The following is a 23232-nucleotide window of genomic DNA, read 5'->3' on the forward strand; positions in this document are numbered from 1 at the left end:
CGTGAGCGACAACTCTGTAGTACTGCGGTACGGCGACGGCGAGTACACCTACCCGGTGATCGACAGCACCGTCGGCGACAAGGGCTTCGACATCGGCAAGCTCCGCTCCCAGACCGGTCTGGTGACGCTGGACAGCGGATACGGCAACACCGCCGCCTACAAATCCGCGATCACCTACCTCGACGGTGAGAAGGGGATCCTCCGGTACCGCGGCTACCCGATCGAGCAGCTGGCCGAGCGCTCCACCTTCCTGGAGGTGGCGTACCTGCTGATCAACGGCGAGCTGCCGACCGTCGACGAGCTCTCCACGTTCCAGACCGAGATCACGCAGCACACCCTGCTGCACGAGGACGTCAAGAACTTCTACAAGGGCTTCCCGCGCGACGCCCACCCGATGGCCATGCTGTCGTCGGTGGTCTCGGCCCTGTCCACGTTCTACCAGGACAGCCACAACCCCTTCGACGAGCGGCAGCGCAACCTCTCCACGATCCGGCTGCTCGCCAAGCTCCCGACGATCGCGGCGTACGCGTACAAGAAGTCGATCGGTCACCCGTTCGTCTACCCGCGCAACGACCTCGGCTACGTCGAGAACTTCCTGCGCATGACCTTCTCGGTGCCCGCCCAGGAGTTCGAGCTGGACCCGGTCGTGGTCTCCGCGCTCGACAAGCTCCTCATCCTGCACGCCGACCACGAGCAGAACTGCTCGACCTCGACGGTCCGCCTGGTGGGCTCGTCGCAGGCGAACATGTTCGCGTCGATCTCGGCCGGCATCTCCGCCCTCTGGGGCCCGCTGCACGGCGGCGCCAACCAGTCCGTCCTGGAGATGCTGGAGGGCATCCAGGCCAACGGCGGCGACGTCGACTCCTTCATCCGCAAGGTGAAGAACAAGGAGGACGGCGTCCGCCTGATGGGCTTCGGCCACCGGGTGTACAAGTCCTTCGACCCGCGCGCGAAGATCATCAAGGCCGCCGCGCACGACGTCCTCTCCGCCCTCGGCAAGTCCGACGAGTTGCTGGACATCGCCCTGAAGCTGGAGGAGCACGCGCTCTCCGACGAGTACTTCGTCTCGCGCAACCTCTACCCGAACGTCGACTTCTACACGGGTCTCATCTACCGGGCCATGGGCTTCCCGACCGAGATGTTCACGGTCCTGTTCGCCCTCGGCCGCCTCCCGGGCTGGATCGCCCAGTGGCACGAGATGATCAAGGAGCCGGGTTCCCGCATCGGCCGCCCGCGCCAGATCTACACGGGCGTCGTCGAGCGCGACTTCGTCCCGGTCGAGGCGCGCTGACCCCGCCCTCGCCCTGACCGGAGCCTCGTGCCTGACATGGTTGGGTACGGGGCTCTCGCATGTCCGGGGCCGGACGCATCCCCTGGGGCGGGCCGGGCGGCCGGACCGCGGTGGCGGCGCGGCGTGCGGGGGGGGCGGGGGAGGCGCGGCGGCGGGTGCCCGGCCGCTGAAGCCGTCCGGAAGAAGTGGTCCCGGTGAAGTGGTCCGGGTGAAGTGGTCCGGGAGAAGAAGTTCAGGAGGAGGGGGTCGGGGGAAGCAGAAGGCGCCCTGGCGGCGGTCCCCCCACGGGCCGACGTCCAGGGCGCCTTCCCATGTCCCGGTGCGGATTCCCCCCACGGGATCCGGCCGGGCGTCTGTGAGGACAGCGCCTGAATCGCTGTTTGAGTACATCGAGCCGAACTCGTCGTACTCATGTATGAGGTTGTGGTGCGGTCTGCCGGGACAGCGCACGGTCGGGAGGGCCGCTCAAAGCTTCCCGAAGTGCGTGCCCCGGCAACGCGACTCTGAGGAAGTCCCCCAAGACATCCCCAGACGCCAGCAGACGCCCCCCAAGACGTCGTCTGACATCGCCAACTTAGACCTTCGAATCCCTTCGATGGTTACGTTCACAGCACTGTGATCTGCGTCTCTTGCATTTGTCCGTTAGGTGCGCAAGAGCCCGGGTACGCCGACCGGGACCCCAGCGTAAGGATGATGCGTGAGCCTTGTGAAGAGCTTATGTGAGCCTGGCGCCGGACTCCAGAGGGGTCCGGGAGGGTTCTTCCCGCGAATTCACCGGAACGTCCTCAGCCGCAGGCTGTTCGTCACCACGAACACGGACGAGAAGGCCATCGCCGCCCCCGCGATCATCGGGTTCAGCAGTCCCGCCGCGGCCAGCGGCAGGGCCGCGACGTTGTAGCCGAAGGCCCACACGAGGTTGCCCTTGATGGTGGCCAGCGTCCGCCGGGAGAGCCGGACCGCGTCCGCCGCCACCCGCAGGTCCCCGCGTACGAGGGTCAGATCGGCGGCCTCGATCGCCGCGTCCGTCCCCGTGCCCAGGGCGAGCCCGAGATCGGCGGCGGCCAGCGCGGCCGCGTCGTTGACGCCGTCGCCGACCACGGCCACGCACCGCCCCTCGGCCCGCAGCCGCCGTACGGTCTCGACCTTGTCCTCCGGCAGCACCTCCGCGATCACCCGCTCGATGCCGACCGCGTCCGCGACCGCCTCGGCCACCGCGCGGTTGTCCCCCGTCAGCAGCACCGGCGTGAGCCCCAGCGCGCGCAGCGCGCGCACCGCCTCGGCGCTGGTCTCCTTGACGGCGTCCGCCACGGTCACCACGCCGCGCGCGGCTCCGTCCCACCCGACCACGACCGCCGTACGGCCCTCCCGCTCGGCCTCCTGGGCCGCACGGGCGAGTTCGGGGGGCAGGGCGCCGCCGTTCTCCGCGAGGCGCCCCACGGCCACGTCACGGCCCTCCACGCGCCCGCGTACGCCCCGCCCCGGGACGCTCCGGAAGTCCGTGACCGCCGGCAGCCTCCCCAGGCGCTCCCCGGCCCCCGCGGCGACGGCGCGCGCCACCGGGTGCTCGGAGGCGTGCTCCACGGCGCCCGCGAGCCGCAGCACCTCCTCCTCGGCGGTGCCCCGTGCGGCGTGGACCGTCCGCAGGGTCATGCGGCCCGTGGTCACGGTGCCCGTCTTGTCGAGCAGGACGGTGTCGATCCGGCGCGTGGACTCCAGTACCTCGGGGCCCTTGATCAGGATGCCGAGCTGCGCGCCGCGGCCGGTGCCCACCAGGAGGGCCGTCGGCGTGGCGAGTCCCAGCGCGCAGGGGCAGGCGATGATCAGGACCGCCACGGCCGAGGAGAAGGCGGCGGCCGTGTCGCCGGTCAGGCCGGACCAGGCGCCGAACGTGGCGGCCGCGAGCACGAGCACGACCGGGACGAACACCGCCGAGATCCGGTCGGCGAGCCGCTGCACCCGCGCCTTGCCGCTCTGCGCCTCCTCCACCAGCCGCGCCATCCGCGCGAGCCGGGTGTCCGCGCCGACGCGTACCGCCTCCACCACGAGCCGTCCGCCGGCGTTGACCGTGGCGCCGGTGACGGCGTCGCCGACCGCCACGTCCACCGGCACCGACTCGCCGGTGAGCAGGGCGGCGTCCACCGCGGAGGCGCCCTCGACGACGGTGCCGTCGGTGGCGATCTTCTCGCCGGGCCGTACGACGAACCGGTCGCCGACGGCCAGCAGGCCGACCGGCACACGGACCTCGCGGCCGTCGCGCAGGACGGTCACGTCCTTCGCGCCGAGCTCCATGAGCGCGCGCAGCGCGGCCCCCGCCCGGCGCTTGGAGCGCGTCTCCAGATACCGGCCCAGCAGGAGGAACGTGACGACGCCCGCGGCCACTTCGAGGTAGATCCGGGAGGCGCTGTCCGCGCGCGAGACGGTGAACGAGAAGCCGTCGTGCATCCCGGGCATGCCCGCGTCGCCGAGGAACAGGGCCCACAGGGACCAGCCGAACGCCGCGAGGGTGCCCAGCGAGACCAGGGTGTCCATGGTGGCCGCACCGTGCCGCGCGCCGGTGAACGCCGCCCGGTGGAACGGCAGTCCGCCCCAGACGACGACCGGGGAGGCGAGGGTGAGCGCCAGCCACTGCCAGTTGTCGAACTGGAGGGCCGGGATCATCGACAGCAGCACCACCGGGACCGCGAGCAGGGCGGAGACCGTGAGACGACGGCGGTAGGAGGCCGGTTCGGCGTCCCGCCGCGCGTCCTGGGCGTCCGGCGCTGCCGCGGTGCCCGGTGTGGCGGGCACGGGGGTAGCGGCGGGAGCGGGTTCCTCGGCGGTGTAGCCCGTCCTCTCCACCACCGCGATCAGATCGGCGACGCCGACGCCCGCGGGGCAGGTCACCCTCGCCTTCTCCGTGGCGTAGTTGACCGAGGCCGTGACGCCCGGCACGCGGTTCAGCTTCTTCTCCACGCGGGCGGCGCAGGAGGCGCACGTCATGCCGCCGATCAGCAGCTCGACCCGGGTGGCGGCGGCTTCGGCGGAGGACGCTCCGGGGGTGTCCGCGGGTACCCCGGCGGCCGGGGCCGCGCCCGCGGCCCCGGCCGGCTCGGCTCTCTGCGCCGGTCCGCCGGTTCCGACCGGGGCGGAGGCCGGTGCGGCGGTCGGGGCGGAGGTCTGCGGTTCGCCGGTGGTGCGGGTCATGGCAGGGGTCAGATCGTGCCGACCAGCTCGAAGCCGGCCTCGTCGACGGCGGCGCGCACGGCCGCCTCCTCCAGCGGGGCGGCGGAGACGACGGTGACCTCGCCGGTGGAGGCGACGGCCTTCACCGAGCTGACGCCCGGCAGTTCGGAGATCTCGCCGGAGACGGCACCCTCGCAGTGCCCGCAGCTCATGCCGCTCACCTTGTAGACGGCGGTGACGGTACCCGGGGTGTCGGTCTGGGCGGTCATGTCGTTCTCCTCGTCGAGGCACGTGGGGCTGTCGGGACCCGCGGGTCCCGCTTTCTCCACGGTATACCCCTAAGGGGTATTACTCCAGCGAGGTCCGGCCGTCACGGGTACCCCGGCGCGCCCGGCCCGTGCCGCGCGGGAGCGCCCTGTCTGCGCCGGGCGGGAGCGCCCTGTCCGTGGCGCGGCGGAGCGCCCTGTGGGGCGCCGGGCGGACCGGGGCGCGGGGGGCGGACCGGGGGGCTCCGGAGCGGTCCCGGGGTGTGCGGGCCGGGGCGTACTGGGGGTGTGCGGGGGCGTACGGGCCCAGGGCGTACGGGGGTGTGCGGGGCGTACGGGCCCAGGGCGTACGGGGGTGTGCGGGGCGCACGGGCCCGGGATGCGCGGGTGTGCCGCGCGGTGGACAGTGGGTCGGGTGTCCGACGGGGGACGTCGAACCCGGGAGCTGGATCATGCGTGACTGCGGCGGCGGCCTCACCGGCCGGTTCGGGGCGCTCCCGCGGCTCCGGGCCGGTCGCCCACCAGCGGGTCGAGATAGCGGACCAGGAGGTGCTTCAGCTCCTGGACGTACGCGTCGCGCTCGGCGCCCTCGTGGGCCAGGACCAGCTCCAGACCGGCCTTGTACACCCCCAGGCACATGTGCGCGGTGCGGGCCAGGTCGGCCGGGGCCGCGTCGGGCAGGAGCGACGACAGCAGGACCTCTGTCCGGGCGAGCAGGCTCGCGTGCAGCGCGTCGTGCTCCTCGGCCAGGCGGCCGGGGATGTCGGGGCCGTGCATCAGGGAGAAGAACGCCGGGTGCGCGCAGTTGAAGGCGATGAAGCGGTCGACGGCCGAGTTGACGGCCTCCTCCAGCGGCGTCGCGGGATCGACCGGGGCGAGCGCCTCGCCGTACATCTCGCGCAGTTCGTGCATGAGGCGGTCGCCGAGCTCGATGGCGATGGCCTCCTTGTTCGGGAAGAACTGGTAGAGGGTGCCGGGCGACACGCCCGCCGCGCGCGCGATGGCGTTGGTGCTGGCCGCCGTGTAGCCGGCGGTGGTGAAGACGTCCGACGCGGCCTCCAGCAACTGGGCGATGCGGCGCTCGCCGCGGGCCTGGCGGCGGCGCGGCTGCTCCTTCTCCTGGCCGTCCTGATCGCTCCGAGGGTCCTGCTGCTCCTGCGGCTCCTGGTGGTCCATCTCCCGGTTGGCGGACACGCGTTATCCCCAGCTCTCCGAACGCGATTGACAAACGCGAGCGGTCGCTCGCATTCTTGAGGAACGCGAGCGATGTCTCGTGTTTGCCAGTCTATGGCAGTGATGGCTCCGTGCCGCCCGCTGCGCGCCACGGATCAGGGTGAAGGGGACACCGCACCATGACCGAAGTCAACAGGCCACCCCGAGTCGGAGGCTGGACCCGCTTCGTGACCGCGCGCCCACGGCTGTCGCTGCTGGCGGCCCTGGTGATCACCGCGCTCGCCGTGCTGGCCGGCGGCGGTGTGGCCGACCGGCTCGGCAGCGGCGGCTGGGAGGACCCGGACGCCGACTCCACCTACGCGACCCGGGCGCTGGAGCGCGAGTTCCCCGCCTCCCAGCCCAATCTGCTGCTGCTGGTGGACGCGGGCAGGGCTTCGGTGGACGACCCCGCGGTCGCCGCGGAGGCCCGTCGCCTCGTCGCGGGCCTGGCCGCCCAGAAGGGCGTGGTCGGGGTGGGCTCCTACTGGCAGGCGGACCGGGCCTCCGCCCCCGCCCTGCGCGCGAAGGACGGCCGCGAGGCGCTGATCGCGGCCCGCATCACCGGCGACGAGAAGGCGGCGGGGGAGACCCTGGACCGCGTCGCGGCCGAGTTCCGGGGCACGCGCGGCCCGGTCGAGGTCAGCGTCGGCGGCCCGGTCGCCGTCCGCCACGAGATGCAGACGATCATCCAGGAGGACCTGGTGCGGGCCGAGCTGATCGCCCTGCCGGTCACCCTGGTGCTGCTGGTGATGGTCTTCGGCAGCGCGGTGGCGGCCCTGCTGCCGCTCGGCATCGGCATCGTCGCGATCCTCGGCACCAACGCGGTACTGCGCGGCCTGACCGAGTTCACCGACGTCTCCGTCTTCGCGATGAACCTCACCACGGCCCTCGGACTGGGCCTGGCCGTGGACTACGCCCTGTTCATCGTCCGCCGCTTCCGGGAGGAGCTGGCGACCGGCGCCGAACCCCTCGCGGCGGTCGGCACCACCCTGCGCACGGCGGGCCGCACGGTCCTGTTCTCGGCGCTGACGGTCGCGGTGTCCCTCGCGGCGATGCTTCTCTTCCCGCAGTACTTCCTGCGGTCCTTCGCCTACGCCGGGATCGCGGTCGTGCTGCTGGCCTCGGCCGCGGCGCTGATCCTGCTCCCCGCGGCCCTGATCCTGCTCGGCCACCGGGTCAACTCCCTCGATCTGCGCAAGCTGTTGCGGCGCGGAAGGGCGCGCGGAGAGTCGCACGGCCCGGACGCCGAGGGCCGGGGGTGGTCCCGGACCGCGGGCCTCGTGATGCGCCGCGCCCCGTACTTCGCGCTGGGCACCACCGCCGTGCTCGTCCTGCTGGGGCTGCCGTTCCTCGGGGTGAAGTTCGGCACGGCCGACGACCGGCAGCTGCCGTCGAGCGCCGAGTCCCGGGTGGTCCAGCAGCAGATCCGCGAAGGCTTCCCCGGCAGCCCCGGCGGCGGTCTGGAAGTGCTGGCCGAAGGTTCCGCGACCCCGGCCCAGTACGCCGCCTACAAGGAGCGGATCGCCGGCCTGCCGGAGGTGCTGCGGGTCGACGGACCGCTGGTGAAGGGCGAGTCCGCCTACTTCACGGTGCAGCCCGAGGGAGAGGCGGTGGACGGCCCGGCCCAGCGGCTGGTGGACGAACTGCGCGCCACCCCGGCCCCGTTCGACACCAAGGTGACCGGAGCCGCCGCGGTCCTGGTCGACTCCAAGGACGCGATAGCCGAACGCCTGCCGGTGGCGGCCGCGTTCATCGCGATCGTCACCCTGCTGCTGGTCTTCCTGCTCACCGGCAGTCTGCTGATCCCCCTCCAGGCGGTGGTGCTCAACGCGCTCAGTCTGACGGCGATGTTCGGCGCGGTGGTGTGGGTCTTCCAGGACGGGAACCTGTCGGGGCTGCTCGGCTTCACCAGTCCCGGCTCGATCGAGACGACTCTGCCGGTGCTGATGTTCTGCGTCGCCTTCGGACTCTCCATGGACTACGGCGTCTTCCTGCTCTCCCGCATCAAGGAGGAGTACGACGCGACCGGCGACCACGACCGGGCCGTCCGGCTCGGGTTGCAGCGCACCGGCGGGCTGATCACCGCCGCGGCCGTGATCCTCGGGGTGGTGATGGTCGCTATCGGTACCTCGCGCGTGACCAACACCAAGATGCTCGGCCTCGGCATCGCCCTCGCGGTCGTGATGGACGCGATGATCGTCCGCAGTCTGCTGGTCCCGGCGGTCATGCGTCTGACGGGCCGGGCCACCTGGTGGGCCCCGGGACCGCTGCGCCGCTTCCACACCCGCTTCGGCCTCAGCGAGGGCGAGCCGGCGGCGCCGCGAACCGAACCCGACCGCGCGCGGGACAAGGTCGGCGCGAACGGCTGACCACACGACCGGCCGGCATCCCCCGCCGCAGGCATCCTCCGGCCACCGCCACTGCCGCCACCCTCCTCCGGCCTTCCCCGGTGTCCGGGCGGGGCGGCCCGGCGGCCGGCGGGGCGAGGGCGCGGCCCGGCGGGCCGGGCGAGGGTCCGCATCGGGCGGGAGGGTCGGCAACCGGGCCGAGAGGTCCGCGGCGGGGCGGGGCCGTATGCGGGGGAGCGTGCAGCCGGACGGCAGGGCGGGGCGCAGTCCGGCCGGGAGGCCCATCCGGGTGGGGCGGGGGCGCGGTCCCGGCGGGAGGCCCGCAGGCGGTCGGCAGAGTGAGCCGCAGTCGGGCAGGGGGCACCTCCTGTGGGGCGCGCGACCGAGGGAGGCAGGTTCGCCGTCCGGCAAGGGGGAGTGCCGCAGGCGCGGCGGCTGGGGGGCGTACCGCGAATGTCGCGGAGCGTCTAGCGTTCGCGAGTGGATCTCCCCGTGGGGGGCGTGGCCGGAAGGAGCCGGGATGCGGGCTGTGGTGTTCGAGCGGTTCGGGGAGCAGGCGGGCGTCCGCGAGGTGCCCGACCCGCGTCCGGCGCCCCATGGAGCGACCGTGCGGGTGGAGGCCACGGGGCTGTGCCGCAGCGACTGGCACGGCTGGCAGGGCCACGACCCCGACATCACGCTGCCGCATGTCCCCGGTCATGAACTCGCCGGGGTCGTCGAGGAGGTGGGTGCGCGGGTGACCGGCTGGCGGCCCGGCGACCGGGTCACCGTGCCGTTCGTGTGCGCCTGCGGGCACTGCGCGGCCTGCGCGGCGGGCGACCAGCAGGTGTGCGAGCGCCAGACCCAGCCCGGCTTCACCCACTGGGGCTCCTTCGCCCACTACGTCGCGCTGGACCACGCCGACGTCAATCTCGTCGCCGTGCCCGAGGAGATGTCGTTCGCGACGGCCGCCTCGCTCGGCTGCCGCTTCGCCACTGCCTTCCGCGCGGTGGCGCGGCAGGGCCGGGTCGCGCCGGGGGAGTGGGTCGCCGTGCACGGCTGCGGAGGGGTCGGACTGTCCGCGGTGATGATCGCGGCGGCATCCGGCGCGCGGGTGGTCGCCGTGGACGTCTCGGCGCGCGCCCTGGACCTGGCGCGGGAGTTCGGGGCGGCGCACTGCGTGGACGCCTCGCGCACGCCCGACACCGCGGCGGCGGTCCGGGAGCTGACCGGCGGCGGCGCGCATCTCTCCCTCGACGCCCTGGGCGCCCCCGCCACCTGCGCCGCCTCGGTGAACGGCCTGCGGCGGCGGGGCCGGCACATCCAGGTCGGCCTGCTGCCCTCGGAGTCCGGCACCACCCCGGTCCCCATGGCCCGTGCCATCGCCCTGGAACTGGAGATCCTCGGCAGCCACGGCATGGCCGCCCACACCTATCCGGCGATGCTGGAACTGGTGCGGGCGGGCGTCCTGCGCCCGGACCGGCTGGTGACCTCGACGATCCCGCTCGACGCCGTACCGGCCGCCCTGGCGGCGATGGGGACGCCCCCCTCGCCCACGCCCCCCTCGCCCACGCCCCCCTCGCCCCCTTCGCCGGCGGTCCTCGCGCCCACGCCCCCCTCACCCACAGCCCCGGGGACGCTCCCCTCACCCACGGCCCTGGGCGCGGGGGCGACGGTCATCGAGCCGTGGGCTCCGGTCCGGTGAGGCCGGGCCTGCCGCGGTGGACCGCCCACTCGCGGTCGAGGACCGCCATCATGACCCAGTCCCGCCAGAGACCGTCCCGGAAGTCCGCCTCGCGCCGCACCCCCTCCACCACGAACCCGGCCTTCTCGTAGACCCGCCGGGCACGGTGGTTGTGCCCGTAGACCTCCAACTGGACCCGGTGCAGCCCCAGTTGCTCGAAGGCGTGGCCGACGATCAGCCGGGTGGCCTCCGTGCCCAGCCCCCGGCCGCGCCCGCGGGGCCCGATCAGGGTGCGGAACGTACAGCCGCGGGCGGCGGCCTCCCGGTCGTGCAGCACGACCTCGCCGACGAGTTCGCCGGTCGCGCGGTCGGTGACGGCGAGGTCGAGACGGTCGTCCTGCTCGGAGCGGGTGCCGTACCAGGCGCGCAGCCGCCGCGGGGTGAGGTCGCCGGCGGGCTCGCCGGTGAGGCGGACGACCTCCGGGTCCTCGATGATCGCGCCCATGACGGCGGCGTCGGCCTCGGTGAAGGGCCGCAGCACGGTCAGCTCACCCGTGAGCACGGGCTTGACGGAGAAGTCGCTCATGGAGCCGACTGTGCCCCACGGGGCGCGTGGGGCACAGTCGGTTGAACCGGCGGGTCAGTCGGGACGGCGGCCGCGGTTGCCGGGACGGGCGGCCACCCAGGCGCGGACGGTGTCGGCATACCAGTAGGGCTTGCCGCCCTCCACGTGGTCGGGCGGCGGCAGCAGCCCGTGTTTGCGGTAGGACCGCACGGTGTCCGGCTGCACCTTGATGTGCGCCGCGATCTCCTTGTAGGACCAGAGACTTCGGTCGGTCATCGGTGGCACCTCCCCGCGCGCGCCGCGGCGGCGACCGGGGCCGGTCGTCGGGGGGACCGAGCGCTGCGCTGGTGATCACTAGCCTGTGACCGGTCAACGACAGGCGGTGAGGGGCGGCAGGGCCTGTACTCCGGGTGTGACGTACATCCCGCGTACGCGCGACATGTGTGACACGGGAGGGGCTTTTGTGACACACGTGCAGCAAAGGCGCACTCGGGCACCCGGGCGCGGCGGGTTGACAGGGGTCGACAGGAGTGAATCGGAGGCATTGCCGGGGTCCTCGTTCGAATGTCTGGACAAAACATTGACAGGCCTCCCCCGGCGGGGCTACAAAACCGTGGAGGGCCGACCGCCGCCGAGACCGCGCGGCCGGTGCCGGGAGCCGTGACGAGGGAGACCGAGGGACACCGATGGCGTACGACCTGATCACCATGGGCCGGATCGGAGTGGACCTCTACCCGTTGCAGACCGGCGTGCCGCTGTCGCGGGTCACCACCTTCGGCAAGTTCCTGGGCGGCTCGGCGAGCAACGTGGCGGTCGCCGCGGCCCGCCTCGGACGCCGTACCGCGGTGATCACCCGCACCGGCGACGACCCCTTCGGCACCTATCTCCACGAGGCGCTCAGGGACTTCGGCGTCGACGACCGCTGGGTCACCCCCGTCCCCGGCCTGCCCACCCCGGTGACCTTCTGCGAGGTCTTCCCGCCGGACGACTTCCCGCTCTACTTCTACCGCCGGCCCAAGGCGCCGGACCTGGAGATCGACGCCCACGACCTCGACCTCGACGCCATCCGCGACGCCCGCGTCTTCTGGGTCACCGGCACCGGGCTGAGCGAGGAGCCGAGCCGTACGGCGACCCTCGCCGCCCTCGCCCACCGCGCGCGCTCCGGCATCACGGTCTTCGACCTGGACTGGCGGCCCGTGTTCTGGCCCCAGGCCCCCGACGGTTCCGGTGCCGCACAAGGCCCCGAGGCGGCCCGCCCCTTCTACGCCGAGGCCCTGAAGCACACCACGGTCGCGGTCGGGAACCTCGACGAGGTCGAGGTCGCCACCGGCGTCCGCGAACCGCACGCCGCAGCCCGCGCGCTGCTGGCCGCCGGAGTCGAGATCGCCGTGGTGAAGCAGGGCCCCAAGGGAGTCCTCGCCGTGAGCCGGGACGGCGAGCACGCCGAGGTCCCGCCGCTGCCGGTGAACGTCCTCAACGGCCTCGGCGCGGGCGACGCCTTCGGCGGCGCCCTCTGCCACGGCCTGCTCGAAGGCTGGGACCTGGAGCGGACGATGCGCCACGCCAACGCGGCGGGCGCCATCGTCGCCTCCCGCCTGGAATGCTCCTCCGCGATGCCGACGCGGGACGAGATCGAGGCCGCGCTCGCCGCGGGAGCCGTCACATGAGCCTCGACATCACCGAACTCGTCCGGCTGCGCGCCGAGCGGCCCGAGGCGGTCGCCGAGGCCGCCGCCCGCCGGGTGCGCCGCCCGCTGCTCGGCGACGCCGGCCGGCTGATGATCGTCGCCGCCGACCACCCGGCCCGCGGCGCGCTGGGCGTCGGCGACCGGGCGCTCGCCATGGCCAACCGGGCCGAACTGCTGGAACGCCTGTGCCTCGCGCTCTCGCGCCCCGGCGTCGACGGTGTCCTCGCCACCGCCGACATCCTGGACGACCTGCTGCTGCTCGGCGTGCTCGACGGCAAGGTCGTCATGGGCTCGATGAACCGCGGCGGCCTCCAGGGCGCCCGCTTCGAACTCGACGACCGCTTCACGGGGCACCGCGCCGAGGACATCGAGCGGCTGCGCTTCGACGCGGGCAAGCTGCTGCTGCGCGTCGACCTCGACGACCCCGGCTCGCTGACCACCCTGGAGTCCGCCGCCCGTGCCGTCGACGCGATGGCGGCCCGCGGGCTCCCCGTGTTCGTGGAACCGTTCATCAGCCGGCGCGCCCCCGGAGGCCGGGTCGTCAACGACCTGTCCGCCGAGGCCGTCACCCGGTCCATCGCCATCGCCTCCGGCCTCGGCGGCACCTCCGCCTACACCTGGCTGAAGCTCCCGGTCACCGAGAACCCCGACGACATGGCCGAGGTGACGCAGACCTCCACGCTGCCCGCGGTCCTGCTCGGCGGAGAGGTCGGTGACGACCAGGACGGGGCATACGAGAAGTGGCGGGGCGCCCTCCGACTGCCCACCGTGCGGGGCCTGGTGGTGGGCCGGTCCCTGCTCTACCCGGCCGGCGGGGACGTGGCCGCCGCCGTCGACACCGCCGTGGGACTGCTGTGAGGTCCCCCTGACCACCGCCGGGCGCACCGCCCCGGCGGGTCGCGAGGCGCGAACGCCCCCGGCCCGCCGAGCGGCCCCGCCCGGCCCCGTACGACCGCACCACCCGCCGGCACTCCGCACGGAGCGCCGGCACACCGATCGCCTCCGGCGCGGTAGGCCGCTTTGCTTTGGCAGGAGCGAAGTGCGAGCGACAACTCCCCGCCCGCTACGGCCCCGCGCCGGAGGTCTCTTTTCCCCCAACACACCGCGCGCCGCCCCGCGTACGCCCCGCGCACTCGCCCGCGCGCACCCTCGCCCGGCAGCCCCGCCCGCACCCGTACGCCCGCCGCCCGGAGGGCCCCGCGCACCCACTCACCTGCCCGCCGCCCGCAGGCCCCCGGACACCCTCCGCCACCCCCGGCGGCGCTCGCCCCGTCCGACACTCCCACTTGTGTCTACGTCGGGAGCGAAACGGCAGACACTGTGTCGGGCGCGCCGCCGGCGCGGGACTGGTGGGATGTTCCTGTGGCCGGGACCGCGACCCGACCGACCGTCGGCGGTCACGGCACGGGAGCTGTACGAACGGCACGTCTGGACCCGACGCCGCCATCTGCGAAGGAGTAACCGGGAATGACGAAGATCGTCAACCACTGGATCGGCGGCAGGACCGCCGAAGGCGCGTCGGGCAGGTTCGGGCCGGTGACCGACCCGGCGACCGGCGCGGTCACCACGAAGGTCGCCTTCGCCTCCGTCGAGGAGGTGGACGCGGCGGTCGCGTCCGCCAAGGACGCCTACGCCGCCTGGGGCCAGTCCTCGCTGGCCCTGCGCACCTCGATCCTGTTCAGGTTCCGCGCGCTGCTGGACGCCCACCGCGACGAGATCGCCGAGCTGATCACCGCCGAGCACGGCAAGGTGCACTCCGACGCCCTCGGCGAGGTGGCCCGCGGCCTGGAGATCGTCGACCTGGCCTGCGGCATCACCGTGCAGCTGAAGGGCGAGCTGTCGACACAGGTCGCCAGCCGCGTCGACGTGGCCTCGATCCGCCAGCCGCTCGGCGTCGTCGCGGGCATCACGCCGTTCAACTTCCCGGCGATGGTGCCGATGTGGATGTTCCCCCTCGCCATCGCCTGCGGCAACACCTTCGTGCTCAAGCCGTCCGAGAAGGACCCGTCGGCCGCGATCAGGATCGCCGAACTGCTGGCCGAGGCCGGGCTGCCCGACGGCGTCTTCAACGTCGTGCACGGCGACAAGCAGGCCGTCGACCGCCTCCTGGAGCACCCGGACGTCAAGGCCGTCTCCTTCGTCGGCTCGACCCCGATCGCCCGCCACATCCACACCACCGCCTCCGCCCACGGCAAGCGCGTCCAGGCACTCGGCGGCGCCAAGAACCACATGCTGGTCCTGCCCGACGCCGACCTCGACGCGGCCGCCGACGCCGCCGTGTCGGCCGCCTACGGCTCCGCGGGCGAGCGCTGCATGGCGATCTCCGCGGTCGTCGCGGTCGGTGCGATCGGCGACGAGCTGGTCGGGAAGATCCGCGAGCGCGCCGAGAAGATCAAGATCGGCCCCGGCGACGACCCGGCCTCCGAGATGGGCCCGCTGATCACCGCCGCCCACCGCGACAAGGTGGCGTCCTACGTCGCGGGCGCCGCCGCCGAGGGCTGCGAGGTCGTGCTCGACGGCACCGGCCACACCGTCGACGGCTTCGAGGACGGCCACTGGATCGGCATCTCGCTGCTGGACAAGGTGCCGACGTCGGCGAAGGCGTACCAGGACGAGATCTTCGGCCCGGTCCTGTGCGTGCTGCGCGCCGAGACCTACGAGGAGGGCGTCGCCCTCATCAACGCCTCGCCGTTCGGCAACGGCACCGCGGTCTTCACCCGCGACGGCGGCGCCGCCCGCCGCTTCCAGCTGGAGGCCGAGGCCGGCATGGTCGGCGTGAACGTCCCGATCCCGGTCCCCGTGGGCTACCACTCCTTCGGCGGCTGGAAGGACTCCCTCTTCGGCGACCACCACATCTACGGCAACGACGGCACGCACTTCTACACCCGAGGCAAGGTCGTCACCACCCGCTGGCCGGACCCCGCCGACGCGCCCACCGGCGTCGACCTGGGCTTCCCGCGCAACCACTGACCCGCAAGCGTTTCCCCGCGCGACCACGGACCCGCAAGCGCGCCGGGCCCCCCGTCCCGGCCGGTCCCGTCCCGTCCCGTCCCGTCCCGGAGCCTCACCCGAAGTCCCACGTCACCACCGCGCACGAGCCGTCGTCCTCGCCGCCCGCGCCGCGGTAGGTGGCGAGGGCGGCCTCGTTGCCCGACTCGACCAGCACCCACATGCCGTAGCACCCCAGCTCGCGGCCCAGCGCGTCGAGCCGGCGCACCAGCGCCCGCCCGACGCCCCGGCGCCGGTAGGGCGCGGCCACCCCCAGCTCGTACAGGAACATCTCGGCGCCCTTGTCGGGGTGCACGGTCTCCACCCCGCTGACGAAGCCCACCGGTTCGCCGTCCAGGTAGGCCACCAGCAGATGGTGGCCGGCGGTCCCGAGGAAGCGCTCGGCCCACTCGGTGCGCACCGGGTGGTCGAGCAGGTGTTCCACGGCGGCGACTTCGGGGAGGCTGCCGGCCCGGCGGATGTCCATGTGCCTTCGTACCACGGCTGGAGTACTCGGGAGCCCGGCCGTACGCCCCTGGGAGGGGCCGGTGTTCGACCTGCGGTCGACATCTTGCTGACAGGTTCGCCACGTACCGTTGCACCATGGATCTTCGACTGCCCGGACTGAGCGCACTGCGCGGTCTGCGGCGGCCCCGGCGGCTGGTCGCCGCCGCGGCCGCCGTCGTCGTGCTGGCGGGTGCCGGGACATGGACGGCCGTCGCCTCGGACGAGGCCCCGGCGGTACGGCGCGCCGACCAGGTCATGGACATGGGGGCCGGGGTCCGCGTCGACACCTCGTACTTCACCGCGGGCGCCGGCGGCCGCCGGCCCGCCGTGCTGCTCGGCCACGGCTTCGGCGGCAGCAAGGACGACATGCGGCAGCAGGCCGAGGACCTGGCCCGCGCCGGGTACGCCGTGCTGACCTGGTCGGCCCGCGGCTTCGGCAGGTCGACCGGCAAGGTGGGCCTGAACGACCCCCGGGGCGAGGTCGCCGACGTCTCCCGGCTGCTGGACTGGCTGGCCGGGCAGCCCCAGGTCGAGCTCGACGGCCGCGGCGACCCGCGCGTCGGCATGGCCGGCGGTTCCTACGGCGGCGCGATCGCCCTGCTGGCCGCCGGGTACGACGACCGCGTGGACGCCATCGCGCCCGCGATCACCTACTGGAACCTCGCGGACGCCCTCTTCCCGAACGGCGTGTTCAAGAAGCTCTGGGCGGGCATCTTCGTCAACTCGGCGGGCGGCTGCGACAAGTTCGAGAAGACGGTCTGCGCGATGTACGACCGGGTCGCCGAGTCCGGCGTCCCGGACGCCGCGGCCCGCGCCATGCTGGAGAAGCGCTCGCCCTCCGCCGTGGGCGACCGCATCAAGGTCCCCACCCTGCTCTTCCAGGGCCAGACCGACTCCCTCTTCCCGCTCGGCGAGGCCGACCGGGCCGCGAAGGCCGTCCGCGCCAACGGCGCCCCCGTCGACGTCGACTGGATCGCCGGCGGCCACGACGGCGGCGACATGGAGACCGGCCGCGTCCAGGCCCGCGTCACCTCCTGGTTCGACCGCTACCTCAAGGGCGACAAGGGCGTCGACACCGGCCCCGCCTTCCGCGTCACCCGCACCGGGGGCATCGACTCCACCGACGGCCGGGCCCAGCTGCGCGGCGCGGGCGCCGACTCCTACCCCGGTCTGGAGGGCGGCCCGAAGCGGATCGCGCTGCGCGGCGGCGAGCAGAGCTTCGCCAACCCGGCCGGCGCCAGCCCGCCCGCCGTCTCCGCCCTGCCCGGCTTCGGCGGCGCCGGCGGCCTCGCCCAGCTGTCCTCGCTCGGCGTCGGGGTGTCGCTGGACTTCCCCGGCCAGTTCGCCCGCTTCGAGTCCGCGCCGGTCGGCCGCGAACTGCGCGTCACCGGCTCGCCGAAGGCCACCGTGCGCGTGCGGTCGAGCTCCGGCGAAGCGGTCCTCTTCGCGAAGGTCTACGACGTCGGCCCCGACGGCCGCCAGCAGGTGCTGCCGTCCCAGCTGGTCACCCCGCTGCGGGTGACGGACGTGCGGGAGGGCAGGGACGTCACGATCACGCTCCCCGCCATCGACCGCGACATCGAGAAGGGCCACCGGCTGCGCCTGGTGCTCTCCTCCACCGACCTCGGCTACGCCTCCCCGGCCGCTCCGGCCACGTACACCGTGTCCCTGCGGGGCGACCTGACCGTCCCCACGGACCCCGCCGCCGGCTCCGCCGCCGCCCCGCTGCCGTCCTGGGTGTGGTGGCTGCCCGTCAGCGGCGCGGTCGTCGCGCTGGCCCTGCTGCTGACCGCCCGCCGCCGCACCGCCGTCCCCGCCCCGGACCCGGACCTCGCCGAGGTCCCGCTGGAGATCACCGACCTCAGCAAGCGGTACGCGGGCTCCGCCGACCGGTACGCGGTACGGGACCTGTCCTTCCGCGTCGAGAAGGGCCAGGTCCTCGGACTGCTCGGCCCGAACGGCGCGGGCAAGACGACGACCCTGCGCATGCTGATGGGCCTCATCAAGCCCGACGCCGGCGAGGTCCGCGTCTTCGGCCACGCCATCCGCCCCGGCGCCCCCGTCCTCTCCCGCGTCGGCGCCTTCGTCGAGGGCGCGGGCTTCCTGCCGCACCTGTCCGGCCGGGAGAACCTGGAGCTGTACTGGCGGGCCACCGGCCGCCCCGCGGCGGACGCCCACCTCGACGAGGCCCTGGAGATCGCCGGGCTCGGCGACGCGCTGGCCCGCGCCGTGCGCACCTACTCCCAGGGCATGCGCCAGCGCCTGGCCATCGCCCAGGCCATGCTCGGCCTGCCGGACCTGCTCATCCTCGACGAGCCGACCAACGGCCTCGACCCGCCGCAGATCCGCGAGATGCGCCAGGTGATGATCCGCTACGCGGCCGCCGGGCGCACCGTGATCGTCTCCAGCCATCTGCTGGCCGAGGTCGAGCAGTCCTGCACCCACCTCGTGGTGATGGACCGCGGCCGCCTCGTGCAGGCCGGGCCGGTCGCCGAGATCATCGGCTCCGGCGACACCCTGCTGGTCGGCACGGCCGCGGCCGTCGACGAGCCGGTCGCGGAGAAGGTCGCCGCGCTGCCGGGCGTGGTCTCCGCCGTCTCCGTCGACGGCGGCCTGCTGGTGCGGCTCGCCGCCGACGGCAGCGCGCAGCGGCTGATCGCCGAACTCGTCCGGCTGGAGGTGCCCGTCCAGTCGGTCGGCGCCCACCGCCGCCTCGAAGACGCCTTCCTCACCCTGATCGGAGGTTCCGCATGAGCACGCTCACCGAGCGCACCGAGGTGGCCTCCGGCTACCGCGCGGGCCGGACCCTGCCGCTGAGGGTGGAGCTGATCCGCCAGCTCAAGCGGCGCCGCACCCAGGTCATGTTCGCCATCCTCGCCGTGCTGCCGTTCGTGCTGGTCGTCGCGTTCGCGATCGGCGGCGAGCCGGACGACCGCGGCGACCGCATCACGCTGATGGACACCGCGACGGCCTCCGGCGCCAACTTCGCCGCCGTGAACCTGTTCGTGTCCGCGGGCTTCCTGCTGGTCATCCCGGTCGCGCTGTTCTGCGGCGACACGGTGGCCTCGGAGGCGAGCTGGTCCTCGCTGCGCTACCTCCTCGCGGCCCCCGTGCCCCGGGTCCGGCTGCTGTGGTCCAAGCTCGTGGTCGGGCTGGGCCTCAGCCTGGCCGCGATGGTGCTGCTGCCCGTGGTCGCCCTGGCCGTGGGCTCGGCCGCCTACGGCTGGGGCCCCCTGCAGATCCCCACCGGCGGCTCCCTGGACACGGCCACCGCGGCCCAGCGCCTGGTGGTGGTCGTGGCGTACGTCTTCGTGTCCCAACTGGTCACCGCGGGACTGGCGTTCTGGCTGTCGACCAAGACGGACGCCCCGCTGGGCGCGGTCGGCGGCGCGGTCGGCCTGACCATCGTCGGCAACGTCCTGGACGCGGTGACCGCCCTCGGCGACTGGCGCGACTTCCTGCCCGCGCACTGGCAGTTCGCGTGGGCGGACGCCGTGCAGCCCACCCCGGAGTGGGCCGGCATGATCCAGGGCACGTCGATCTCCGTGACCTACGCCCTGGTGCTGTTCGCGCTGGCCTTCCGCGGTTTCGCCCGCAAGGACATCGTGTCGTAGGTCGGCGGAGGGTCACCCGCCGGTCTCGGCGGGCCCCTCTCGTGCCCCTTTCGAGACGCTTCCGCAACGCTTCGTCGCGCACGTTCCGGCCCCCCGGCCCGTCACAGTCACAGCAGGCCGACGTCGACGGACCAGGGGGCACGGACGATGCAGCGACAGCACACACCGAGGGCGACGGGCACCAGGGGCGTACTGACCGCGCTCACCGCGGCGGGCGCACTGCTGCTCGCCGGCTGCGGGGGCGCCTCCGGCGACGGCTCCTCGGCCCGGCGCGCGGACCGCGACGGACTCCCCGCCGCCCCGGAGCGCGGCGCGGCGGGCGGGCAGAAGAACGGCGACGCGTCCGGCGCCCGGAAGTTCGCGCCCGCCCCCGCCCCCGACCGCCTCTCCACCTTCGCCCTGGACGTCGACACGGCCTCCTACGGCTACGCCCGCCGCACCCTGGCGGAGGGCCGGCTGCCCGATCCCGCGACGGTCCGCCCCGAGGAGTTCGTCAACAGCTTCCGCCAGGACTACGACCGCCCCGACGGCGACGGCTTCACGGTCACCGTCGAAGGCGCCCGCACCGGCCGCGGCACCTGGTCCCTGGTCCGCGTGGGGCTGGCCACCCGCCCCTCCGGGGACACCGGCGAACGGCCGCCCGCCGCCCTGACGTTCGTCATCGACATCTCCGGTTCCATGGGCGAACCGGGCCGCCTCGACCTCGCCAAGGACTCCCTCGGCGTGATGACGGACCGGCTGCGCGACGACGACTCCGTCGCCCTCGTCACCTTCAGCGGCGAGGCGGAGCGGGTCCTGCCGATGACCCGGCTCGGCGGCAACCGCGCCGAGGTCCGCGACGCGATCGAGACGCTGGAGCCCACCGACTCCACCGATCTCGGCGCGGGCATCGAGACGGGCTACGCGACGGCCGCCGACGGACTGCGCGAGGGCGCCACGAACCGGGTCGTCCTCGTCTCGGACGCGCTGGCCAACACCGGGGACACCGACGCCGACACCATCCTGGAGCGCGTCGCCTCCGAACGCCGCGAGAACGGCATCACCCTGTTCGGCGTGGGCGTCGGCAGCGACTACGGCGACGCGCTGATGGAGCGGCTGGCCGACCGGGGCGACGGCAACACCGTGTACGTCTCGGGCGAGAAGGAGGCCCGCGACGTCTTCAGCCGCCAACTGCCCCGCAACGTCGACCTGACCGCCCGCGACGCCAAGGCCCAGGTCGCCTTCGACCCGGAGACCGTGCGCGAGTTCCGCCTCATCGGCTACGACAACAGGCGGGTGGCCGACGAGGACTTCCGCGACGACCGCGTCGACGGCGGCGAGGTCGGCCCCGGCCACACCGTCACCGCCCTGTACGCCGTGCGCACCGCCCCCGGCGCCGAGGGCCCCCTCGCCACCGCGCGCGTGCGCTGGCTCGACCCGTCCTCGCGCACCCCGCACGAGGCGTCGGGCCGGATCGCGACCGGCGCCCTGCGCGCGTCCGTGTGGGGCGCGAGCCCGCGGTTCCAGGTCGCCGCCACCGCCGCCTACTTCGCCGACGCGCTGCGGCGCGGCGAGGACCGCGGCGAGGACCGCGTCCGCGCACTGCCCGGCGCTCCCGGACTCGACCGACTCGCCGACCGGGCAAGGGAGTTGGCGGCGGTGACGGAGGACAAGGACGTGCGCGCGCTCGCCGACGCCATCCGGCGGGCGGACCGGCTCACCGGCCGCGGCTGACTTCCGCCCGGTCCGGGCGAAGGCATTGACCTTCCCCTACGCGTGAGTAAGTTGACTCCGGAGTAAGTACGACGGGCACCGGGAGCCGACATGGGCGTACGCAAGGACCTCAAGCGGGCGAAACAGCACTCCGACCTGATGGACCGGACACCGGTGGAGGTGGTGAGGGACTCCGCGGGCGTCGTCCGCGAGGCCCGCACCCCGCCCCTGGCACGTCCCGCCGTCACCGGCAGCACCGCCGACCTCCCCTTCACCAACGCCGCCGAGGACCCCGGCGCGGTGGTCCTCCGGCGCCGTCTGGGCGGCCGCTGGCGGCCGGTGACCGCGGCGGCCTTCGCCCGCGAAGTGACCGCCGTGGCCAAGGGGTTCATCGCCGCCGGACTCGAACCGGGCGGCCGGGTCGCGATCATGTCCCGCACCCGCTACGAGTGGACGGTCCTGGACTTCGCCGTCTGGGCGGCCGGCGGCCAGAGCGTCCCCGTCTACGCCACCTCCTCCGCCGACCAGGTCGAGTGGATCGTGCGCGACTCCGGCGCCGGACACGTGGTCACCGAGACGGCCGGGAACTCCGCGACGGTGCGCGCGGGCACCGCCGGCCACCGCCGGCCGCCCCGCGTCTGGGAGATCGACGACGGAGCCCTCGCCGCGCTCACCGCGCTCGGCGAGCACCTGCCCGACAAGGAGGTCACCGAGCGCCGCGCCGCCCTCACCCCCGAGACCGTCGCGACCCTGTGCTACACCTCCGGAACCACCGGGCGGCCCAAGGGCTGCGTCCTCACCCACGCCAACCTCCACGCCGAGGCCGCCAACACCGTCGAACTGCTCCACCCCGTCTTCAAGGAGGTCACCCGGCAGACCGCCGCCACCCTGCTGTTCCTGCCGCTCGCCCACATCCTCGGCCGCACCCTCCAGATCGCCTGCCTGATGGGCCGTATCGAGATCGGCCACTGCCCGAGCATCAAGCCCGACGAACTGCGGCCCGCGCTCAAGGAGTTCCGCCCCACCTTCCTCGTCGGCGTGCCGTACCTCTTCGAGAAGATCCACGACACCGGCCGGGCCACCGCCGAGAGGATCGGCCGCGGCGCCTCCTTCGACCGCGCCCACCGGGTCGCCGTCCGCTTCGGCGAGGCGTACCTCAACCGGCTCCTCGGCACCGGCAAGGGCCCCGGCCCCGGCCTCCTCGCCGCCTGGGCGCTGTACGACCTGCTGGTCTACCGCCGGGTCCGCGCGGAACTCGGCGGCCGGCTGCGCTACGCCATCAGCGGCGGCTCCCCGCTGGACCGCGACCTGAACCTGTTCTTCAACGCCGCCGGGATCATCGTCTACGAGGGGTACGGCCTGACCGAGACGACGGCCGCCGCCACCCTCGTCCCGCCGCTGCGGCCCCGCCCCGGCACGGTCGGCCGGCCCGTCCCCGGCACCACCGTCCGCGTCGCCGAGGACGGCGAGGTGCTCGTCCGGGGCGGCATCGTCTTCGGCTCCTACTGGAACGACCGGGCCGCCACCGACGCCGTCCTGCGGGACGGCTGGTTCGCCACCGGCGACCTCGGCGCCCTGGACGAGGACGGCTACCTCACCATCACCGGCCGCAAGAAGGACATCCTCGTCACCTCCGGCGGCAAGAACGTCTCCCCGGCGGTGCTGGAGGACCGGCTGCGCAGCCGTCCGCCGATCGGGCAGTGCCTCGTCGTCGGCGACAACCGCCCCTTCGTCGCCGCCCTGATCACCCTGGACCCGGACGCGGTGGCCCACTGGCTCGCCGTGCGCGGGCTGCCCGCCGGCACCCCGCTGTCCGAGGTGATCCGCGACCCCCGGATGCGGGCCGACGTCCAGCGGGCCGTCGACCACGCCAACGAGGCTGTCTCGCGCGCCGAGTCCATCCGCGCCTTCACCCTGGTCGAGGGCGAGTTCAGCGAGGACAACGGCATGCTCACCCCGTCGCTGAAGGTCAGACGGCACGAGGTGACGGCGGCGTACGCGGACGAGATCGAGGCCCTCTACGCCGGCTGAGGGCCCGTTCGGCGGCTCTCGCATGGCGCCGGGGCGGCGGACGTGACTACCTGTCAGTGAGTGGGAGGAGCACGCCGAGGAGGACGCATGGGCCCTGACCGCCGCCGGACCGCCCGCAGAGGGCAGGCGCTCGTCACCGCCGCGCTCCTCGCGTGGGCCGCGCTCGCCCCGGGCACGGCCCTCGCCGCCGGCTCCGCCCCGTCCCC

At 73.9% G+C, this 23232-nt stretch carries 16 protein-coding genes and 2 pseudogenes; 12 read left to right on the forward strand and 6 right to left on the reverse strand.

Annotated elements, in window-relative coordinates; translation table 11 throughout:
• Position 1: 1 nt before the first annotated feature.
• On the forward strand, positions 2 to 1291 hold the full coding sequence (locus SZN_RS10025; protein ID WP_007493880.1) for a citrate synthase: 1290 nt from the start codon (positions 2 to 4) through the stop codon (positions 1289 to 1291).
• 771 nt (positions 1292 to 2062) lie between these two features.
• On the opposite strand, the gene SZN_RS10030 is transcribed toward SZN_RS10025, so the two are convergent.
• The 3 genes from SZN_RS10030 to SZN_RS10040 form a co-directional block, all read right to left on the reverse strand.
• Positions 2063 to 4474 (reverse strand): heavy metal translocating P-type ATPase, encoded by a 2412-nt coding sequence (locus tag SZN_RS10030; protein ID WP_007493882.1) that lies wholly within the window; start codon positions 4472 to 4474, stop codon positions 2063 to 2065.
• An 8-nt stretch (positions 4475 to 4482) separates the two neighbouring features.
• The gene (locus SZN_RS10035) at positions 4483 to 4722 is read right to left on the reverse strand and encodes a heavy-metal-associated domain-containing protein (protein ID WP_043729633.1); all 240 of its coding nucleotides are present in this window, start codon (positions 4720 to 4722) and stop codon (positions 4483 to 4485) included.
• A gap of 471 nt (positions 4723 to 5193) precedes the next feature.
• Complete coding sequence (locus SZN_RS10040) at positions 5194 to 5895, reverse strand: TetR/AcrR family transcriptional regulator (protein WP_050815042.1); 702 nt, start codon at positions 5893 to 5895, stop codon at positions 5194 to 5196.
• 176 nt (positions 5896 to 6071) lie between these two features.
• On the opposite strand from SZN_RS10040, the gene SZN_RS10045 reads away from it, so the two are divergent.
• Both SZN_RS10045 and SZN_RS10050 read left to right on the forward strand, forming a co-directional pair.
• Positions 6072 to 8300, forward strand: coding sequence for an MMPL family transporter (locus SZN_RS10045; RefSeq protein WP_043729635.1), 2229 nt, complete (start codon positions 6072 to 6074; stop codon positions 8298 to 8300).
• 499 nt (positions 8301 to 8799) lie between these two features.
• The gene (locus SZN_RS10050; protein WP_007493890.1) at positions 8800 to 9963 is read left to right on the forward strand and encodes a zinc-dependent alcohol dehydrogenase family protein; all 1164 of its coding nucleotides are present in this window, start codon (positions 8800 to 8802) and stop codon (positions 9961 to 9963) included.
• On the opposite strand, the gene SZN_RS10055 is transcribed toward SZN_RS10050, so the two are convergent.
• Positions 9935 to 10528 (reverse strand): GNAT family N-acetyltransferase, encoded by a 594-nt coding sequence (locus SZN_RS10055; RefSeq protein ID WP_007493892.1) that lies wholly within the window; start codon positions 10526 to 10528, stop codon positions 9935 to 9937. The two genes, SZN_RS10050 and SZN_RS10055, sit on opposite strands and share 29 nt — an antisense overlap.
• Before the next feature lie 54 nt (positions 10529 to 10582).
• Complete coding sequence (locus tag SZN_RS10060) at positions 10583 to 10783, reverse strand: helix-turn-helix transcriptional regulator (RefSeq protein ID WP_007493894.1); 201 nt, start codon at positions 10781 to 10783, stop codon at positions 10583 to 10585.
• 410 nt (positions 10784 to 11193) lie between these two features.
• Here SZN_RS10060 and iolC point away from each other — a divergent pair, with 410 nt between their 5' ends.
• The 5 genes and pseudogenes from iolC to mmsA all read left to right on the forward strand — a co-directional run bounded on the left by iolC (position 11194) and on the right by mmsA (position 15164).
• Positions 11194 to 12174 carry a 5-dehydro-2-deoxygluconokinase gene (gene iolC, locus SZN_RS10065; protein ID WP_007493896.1) on the forward strand — a complete coding sequence of 327 codons (981 nt, stop codon included), beginning with the start codon at positions 11194 to 11196 and terminating at the stop codon, positions 12172 to 12174.
• Positions 12171 to 13052: a Cgl0159 family (beta/alpha)8-fold protein gene (locus SZN_RS10070; protein WP_007493897.1), complete on the forward strand. Its 882-nt coding sequence runs from the start codon at positions 12171 to 12173 to the stop codon at positions 13050 to 13052. Before iolC ends, SZN_RS10070 begins: the two co-directional genes overlap by 4 nt.
• Positions 13053 to 13171: 119 nt before the next feature.
• Positions 13172 to 13279: pseudogene (locus SZN_RS43455) on the forward strand (5-deoxy-glucuronate isomerase); the annotation flags it as partial.
• 187 nt (positions 13280 to 13466) lie between these two features.
• Positions 13467 to 13665 (forward strand): annotated as a pseudogene (locus SZN_RS42420) (hypothetical protein); the annotation flags it as partial.
• Positions 13662 to 15164 carry a CoA-acylating methylmalonate-semialdehyde dehydrogenase gene (gene mmsA / locus SZN_RS10075; protein WP_007493898.1) on the forward strand — a complete coding sequence of 501 codons (1503 nt, stop codon included), beginning with the start codon at positions 13662 to 13664 and terminating at the stop codon, positions 15162 to 15164. The pseudogene SZN_RS42420 and the gene mmsA, both read left to right, overlap by 4 nt.
• Positions 15165 to 15258: 94 nt before the next feature.
• Here mmsA and SZN_RS10080 read toward each other — a convergent pair whose 3' ends face one another.
• Positions 15259 to 15669: a GNAT family N-acetyltransferase gene (locus SZN_RS10080; RefSeq protein WP_007493899.1), complete on the reverse strand. Its 411-nt coding sequence runs from the start codon at positions 15667 to 15669 to the stop codon at positions 15259 to 15261.
• 116 nt (positions 15670 to 15785) lie between these two features.
• Between SZN_RS10080 and SZN_RS10085 the strand changes: the two genes are divergently transcribed.
• From SZN_RS10085 to SZN_RS10100, 4 genes are all read left to right on the forward strand, one after another.
• Positions 15786 to 18443: an alpha/beta fold hydrolase gene (locus SZN_RS10085; protein WP_007493900.1), complete on the forward strand. Its 2658-nt coding sequence runs from the start codon at positions 15786 to 15788 to the stop codon at positions 18441 to 18443.
• Positions 18440 to 19303 (forward strand): ABC transporter permease, encoded by an 864-nt coding sequence (locus SZN_RS10090; protein ID WP_007493901.1) that lies wholly within the window; start codon positions 18440 to 18442, stop codon positions 19301 to 19303. Before SZN_RS10085 ends, SZN_RS10090 begins: the two co-directional genes overlap by 4 nt.
• 147 nt (positions 19304 to 19450) lie before the next feature.
• Positions 19451 to 21016: a vWA domain-containing protein gene (locus SZN_RS10095; RefSeq protein ID WP_007493902.1), complete on the forward strand. Its 1566-nt coding sequence runs from the start codon at positions 19451 to 19453 to the stop codon at positions 21014 to 21016.
• Between the two features lie 90 nt (positions 21017 to 21106).
• Entirely contained in the window at positions 21107 to 23026 is a 1920-nt protein-coding gene (locus tag SZN_RS10100; protein ID WP_007493903.1) for an AMP-dependent synthetase/ligase, read from the forward strand.
• Positions 23027 to 23232 lie beyond the last annotated feature (206 nt).

Origin of the sequence: Streptomyces zinciresistens K42 (genome assembly GCF_000225525.1) — a bacterium.
Lineage (GTDB): Bacteria > Actinomycetota > Actinomycetes > Streptomycetales > Streptomycetaceae > Streptomyces > Streptomyces zinciresistens.

Excerpts from the sequence above, each read along its gene's own strand:
- SZN_RS10040 (WP_050815042.1), bottom strand. The coding sequence starts at position 5,895 with ATGGACCACCAGGAGCCGCAGGAGCAGCAGGACCCTCGGAGCGATCAG.
- SZN_RS10055 (WP_007493892.1), bottom strand. The coding sequence starts at position 10,528 with ATGAGCGACTTCTCCGTCAAGCCCGTGCTCACGGGTGAGCTGACCGTG.
- SZN_RS10085 (WP_007493900.1), top strand. The coding sequence starts at position 15,786 with ATGGATCTTCGACTGCCCGGACTGAGCGCACTGCGCGGTCTGCGGCGG.
- SZN_RS10030 (WP_007493882.1), bottom strand. The coding sequence starts at position 4,474 with ATGACCCGCACCACCGGCGAACCGCAGACCTCCGCCCCGACCGCCGCA.
- SZN_RS10090 (WP_007493901.1), top strand. The coding sequence starts at position 18,440 with ATGAGCACGCTCACCGAGCGCACCGAGGTGGCCTCCGGCTACCGCGCG.
- SZN_RS10100 (WP_007493903.1), top strand. The coding sequence starts at position 21,107 with ATGGGCGTACGCAAGGACCTCAAGCGGGCGAAACAGCACTCCGACCTG.
- SZN_RS10095 (WP_007493902.1), top strand. The coding sequence starts at position 19,451 with ATGCAGCGACAGCACACACCGAGGGCGACGGGCACCAGGGGCGTACTG.
- SZN_RS10035 (WP_043729633.1), bottom strand. The coding sequence starts at position 4,722 with ATGACCGCCCAGACCGACACCCCGGGTACCGTCACCGCCGTCTACAAG.
- SZN_RS10060 (WP_007493894.1), bottom strand. The coding sequence starts at position 10,783 with ATGACCGACCGAAGTCTCTGGTCCTACAAGGAGATCGCGGCGCACATC.
- mmsA (WP_007493898.1), top strand. The coding sequence starts at position 13,662 with ATGACGAAGATCGTCAACCACTGGATCGGCGGCAGGACCGCCGAAGGC.
- SZN_RS10045 (WP_043729635.1), top strand. The coding sequence starts at position 6,072 with ATGACCGAAGTCAACAGGCCACCCCGAGTCGGAGGCTGGACCCGCTTC.
- iolC (WP_007493896.1), top strand. The coding sequence starts at position 11,194 with ATGGCGTACGACCTGATCACCATGGGCCGGATCGGAGTGGACCTCTAC.
- SZN_RS10080 (WP_007493899.1), bottom strand. The coding sequence starts at position 15,669 with ATGGACATCCGCCGGGCCGGCAGCCTCCCCGAAGTCGCCGCCGTGGAA.
- SZN_RS10070 (WP_007493897.1), top strand. The coding sequence starts at position 12,171 with ATGAGCCTCGACATCACCGAACTCGTCCGGCTGCGCGCCGAGCGGCCC.
- SZN_RS10050 (WP_007493890.1), top strand. The coding sequence starts at position 8,800 with ATGCGGGCTGTGGTGTTCGAGCGGTTCGGGGAGCAGGCGGGCGTCCGC.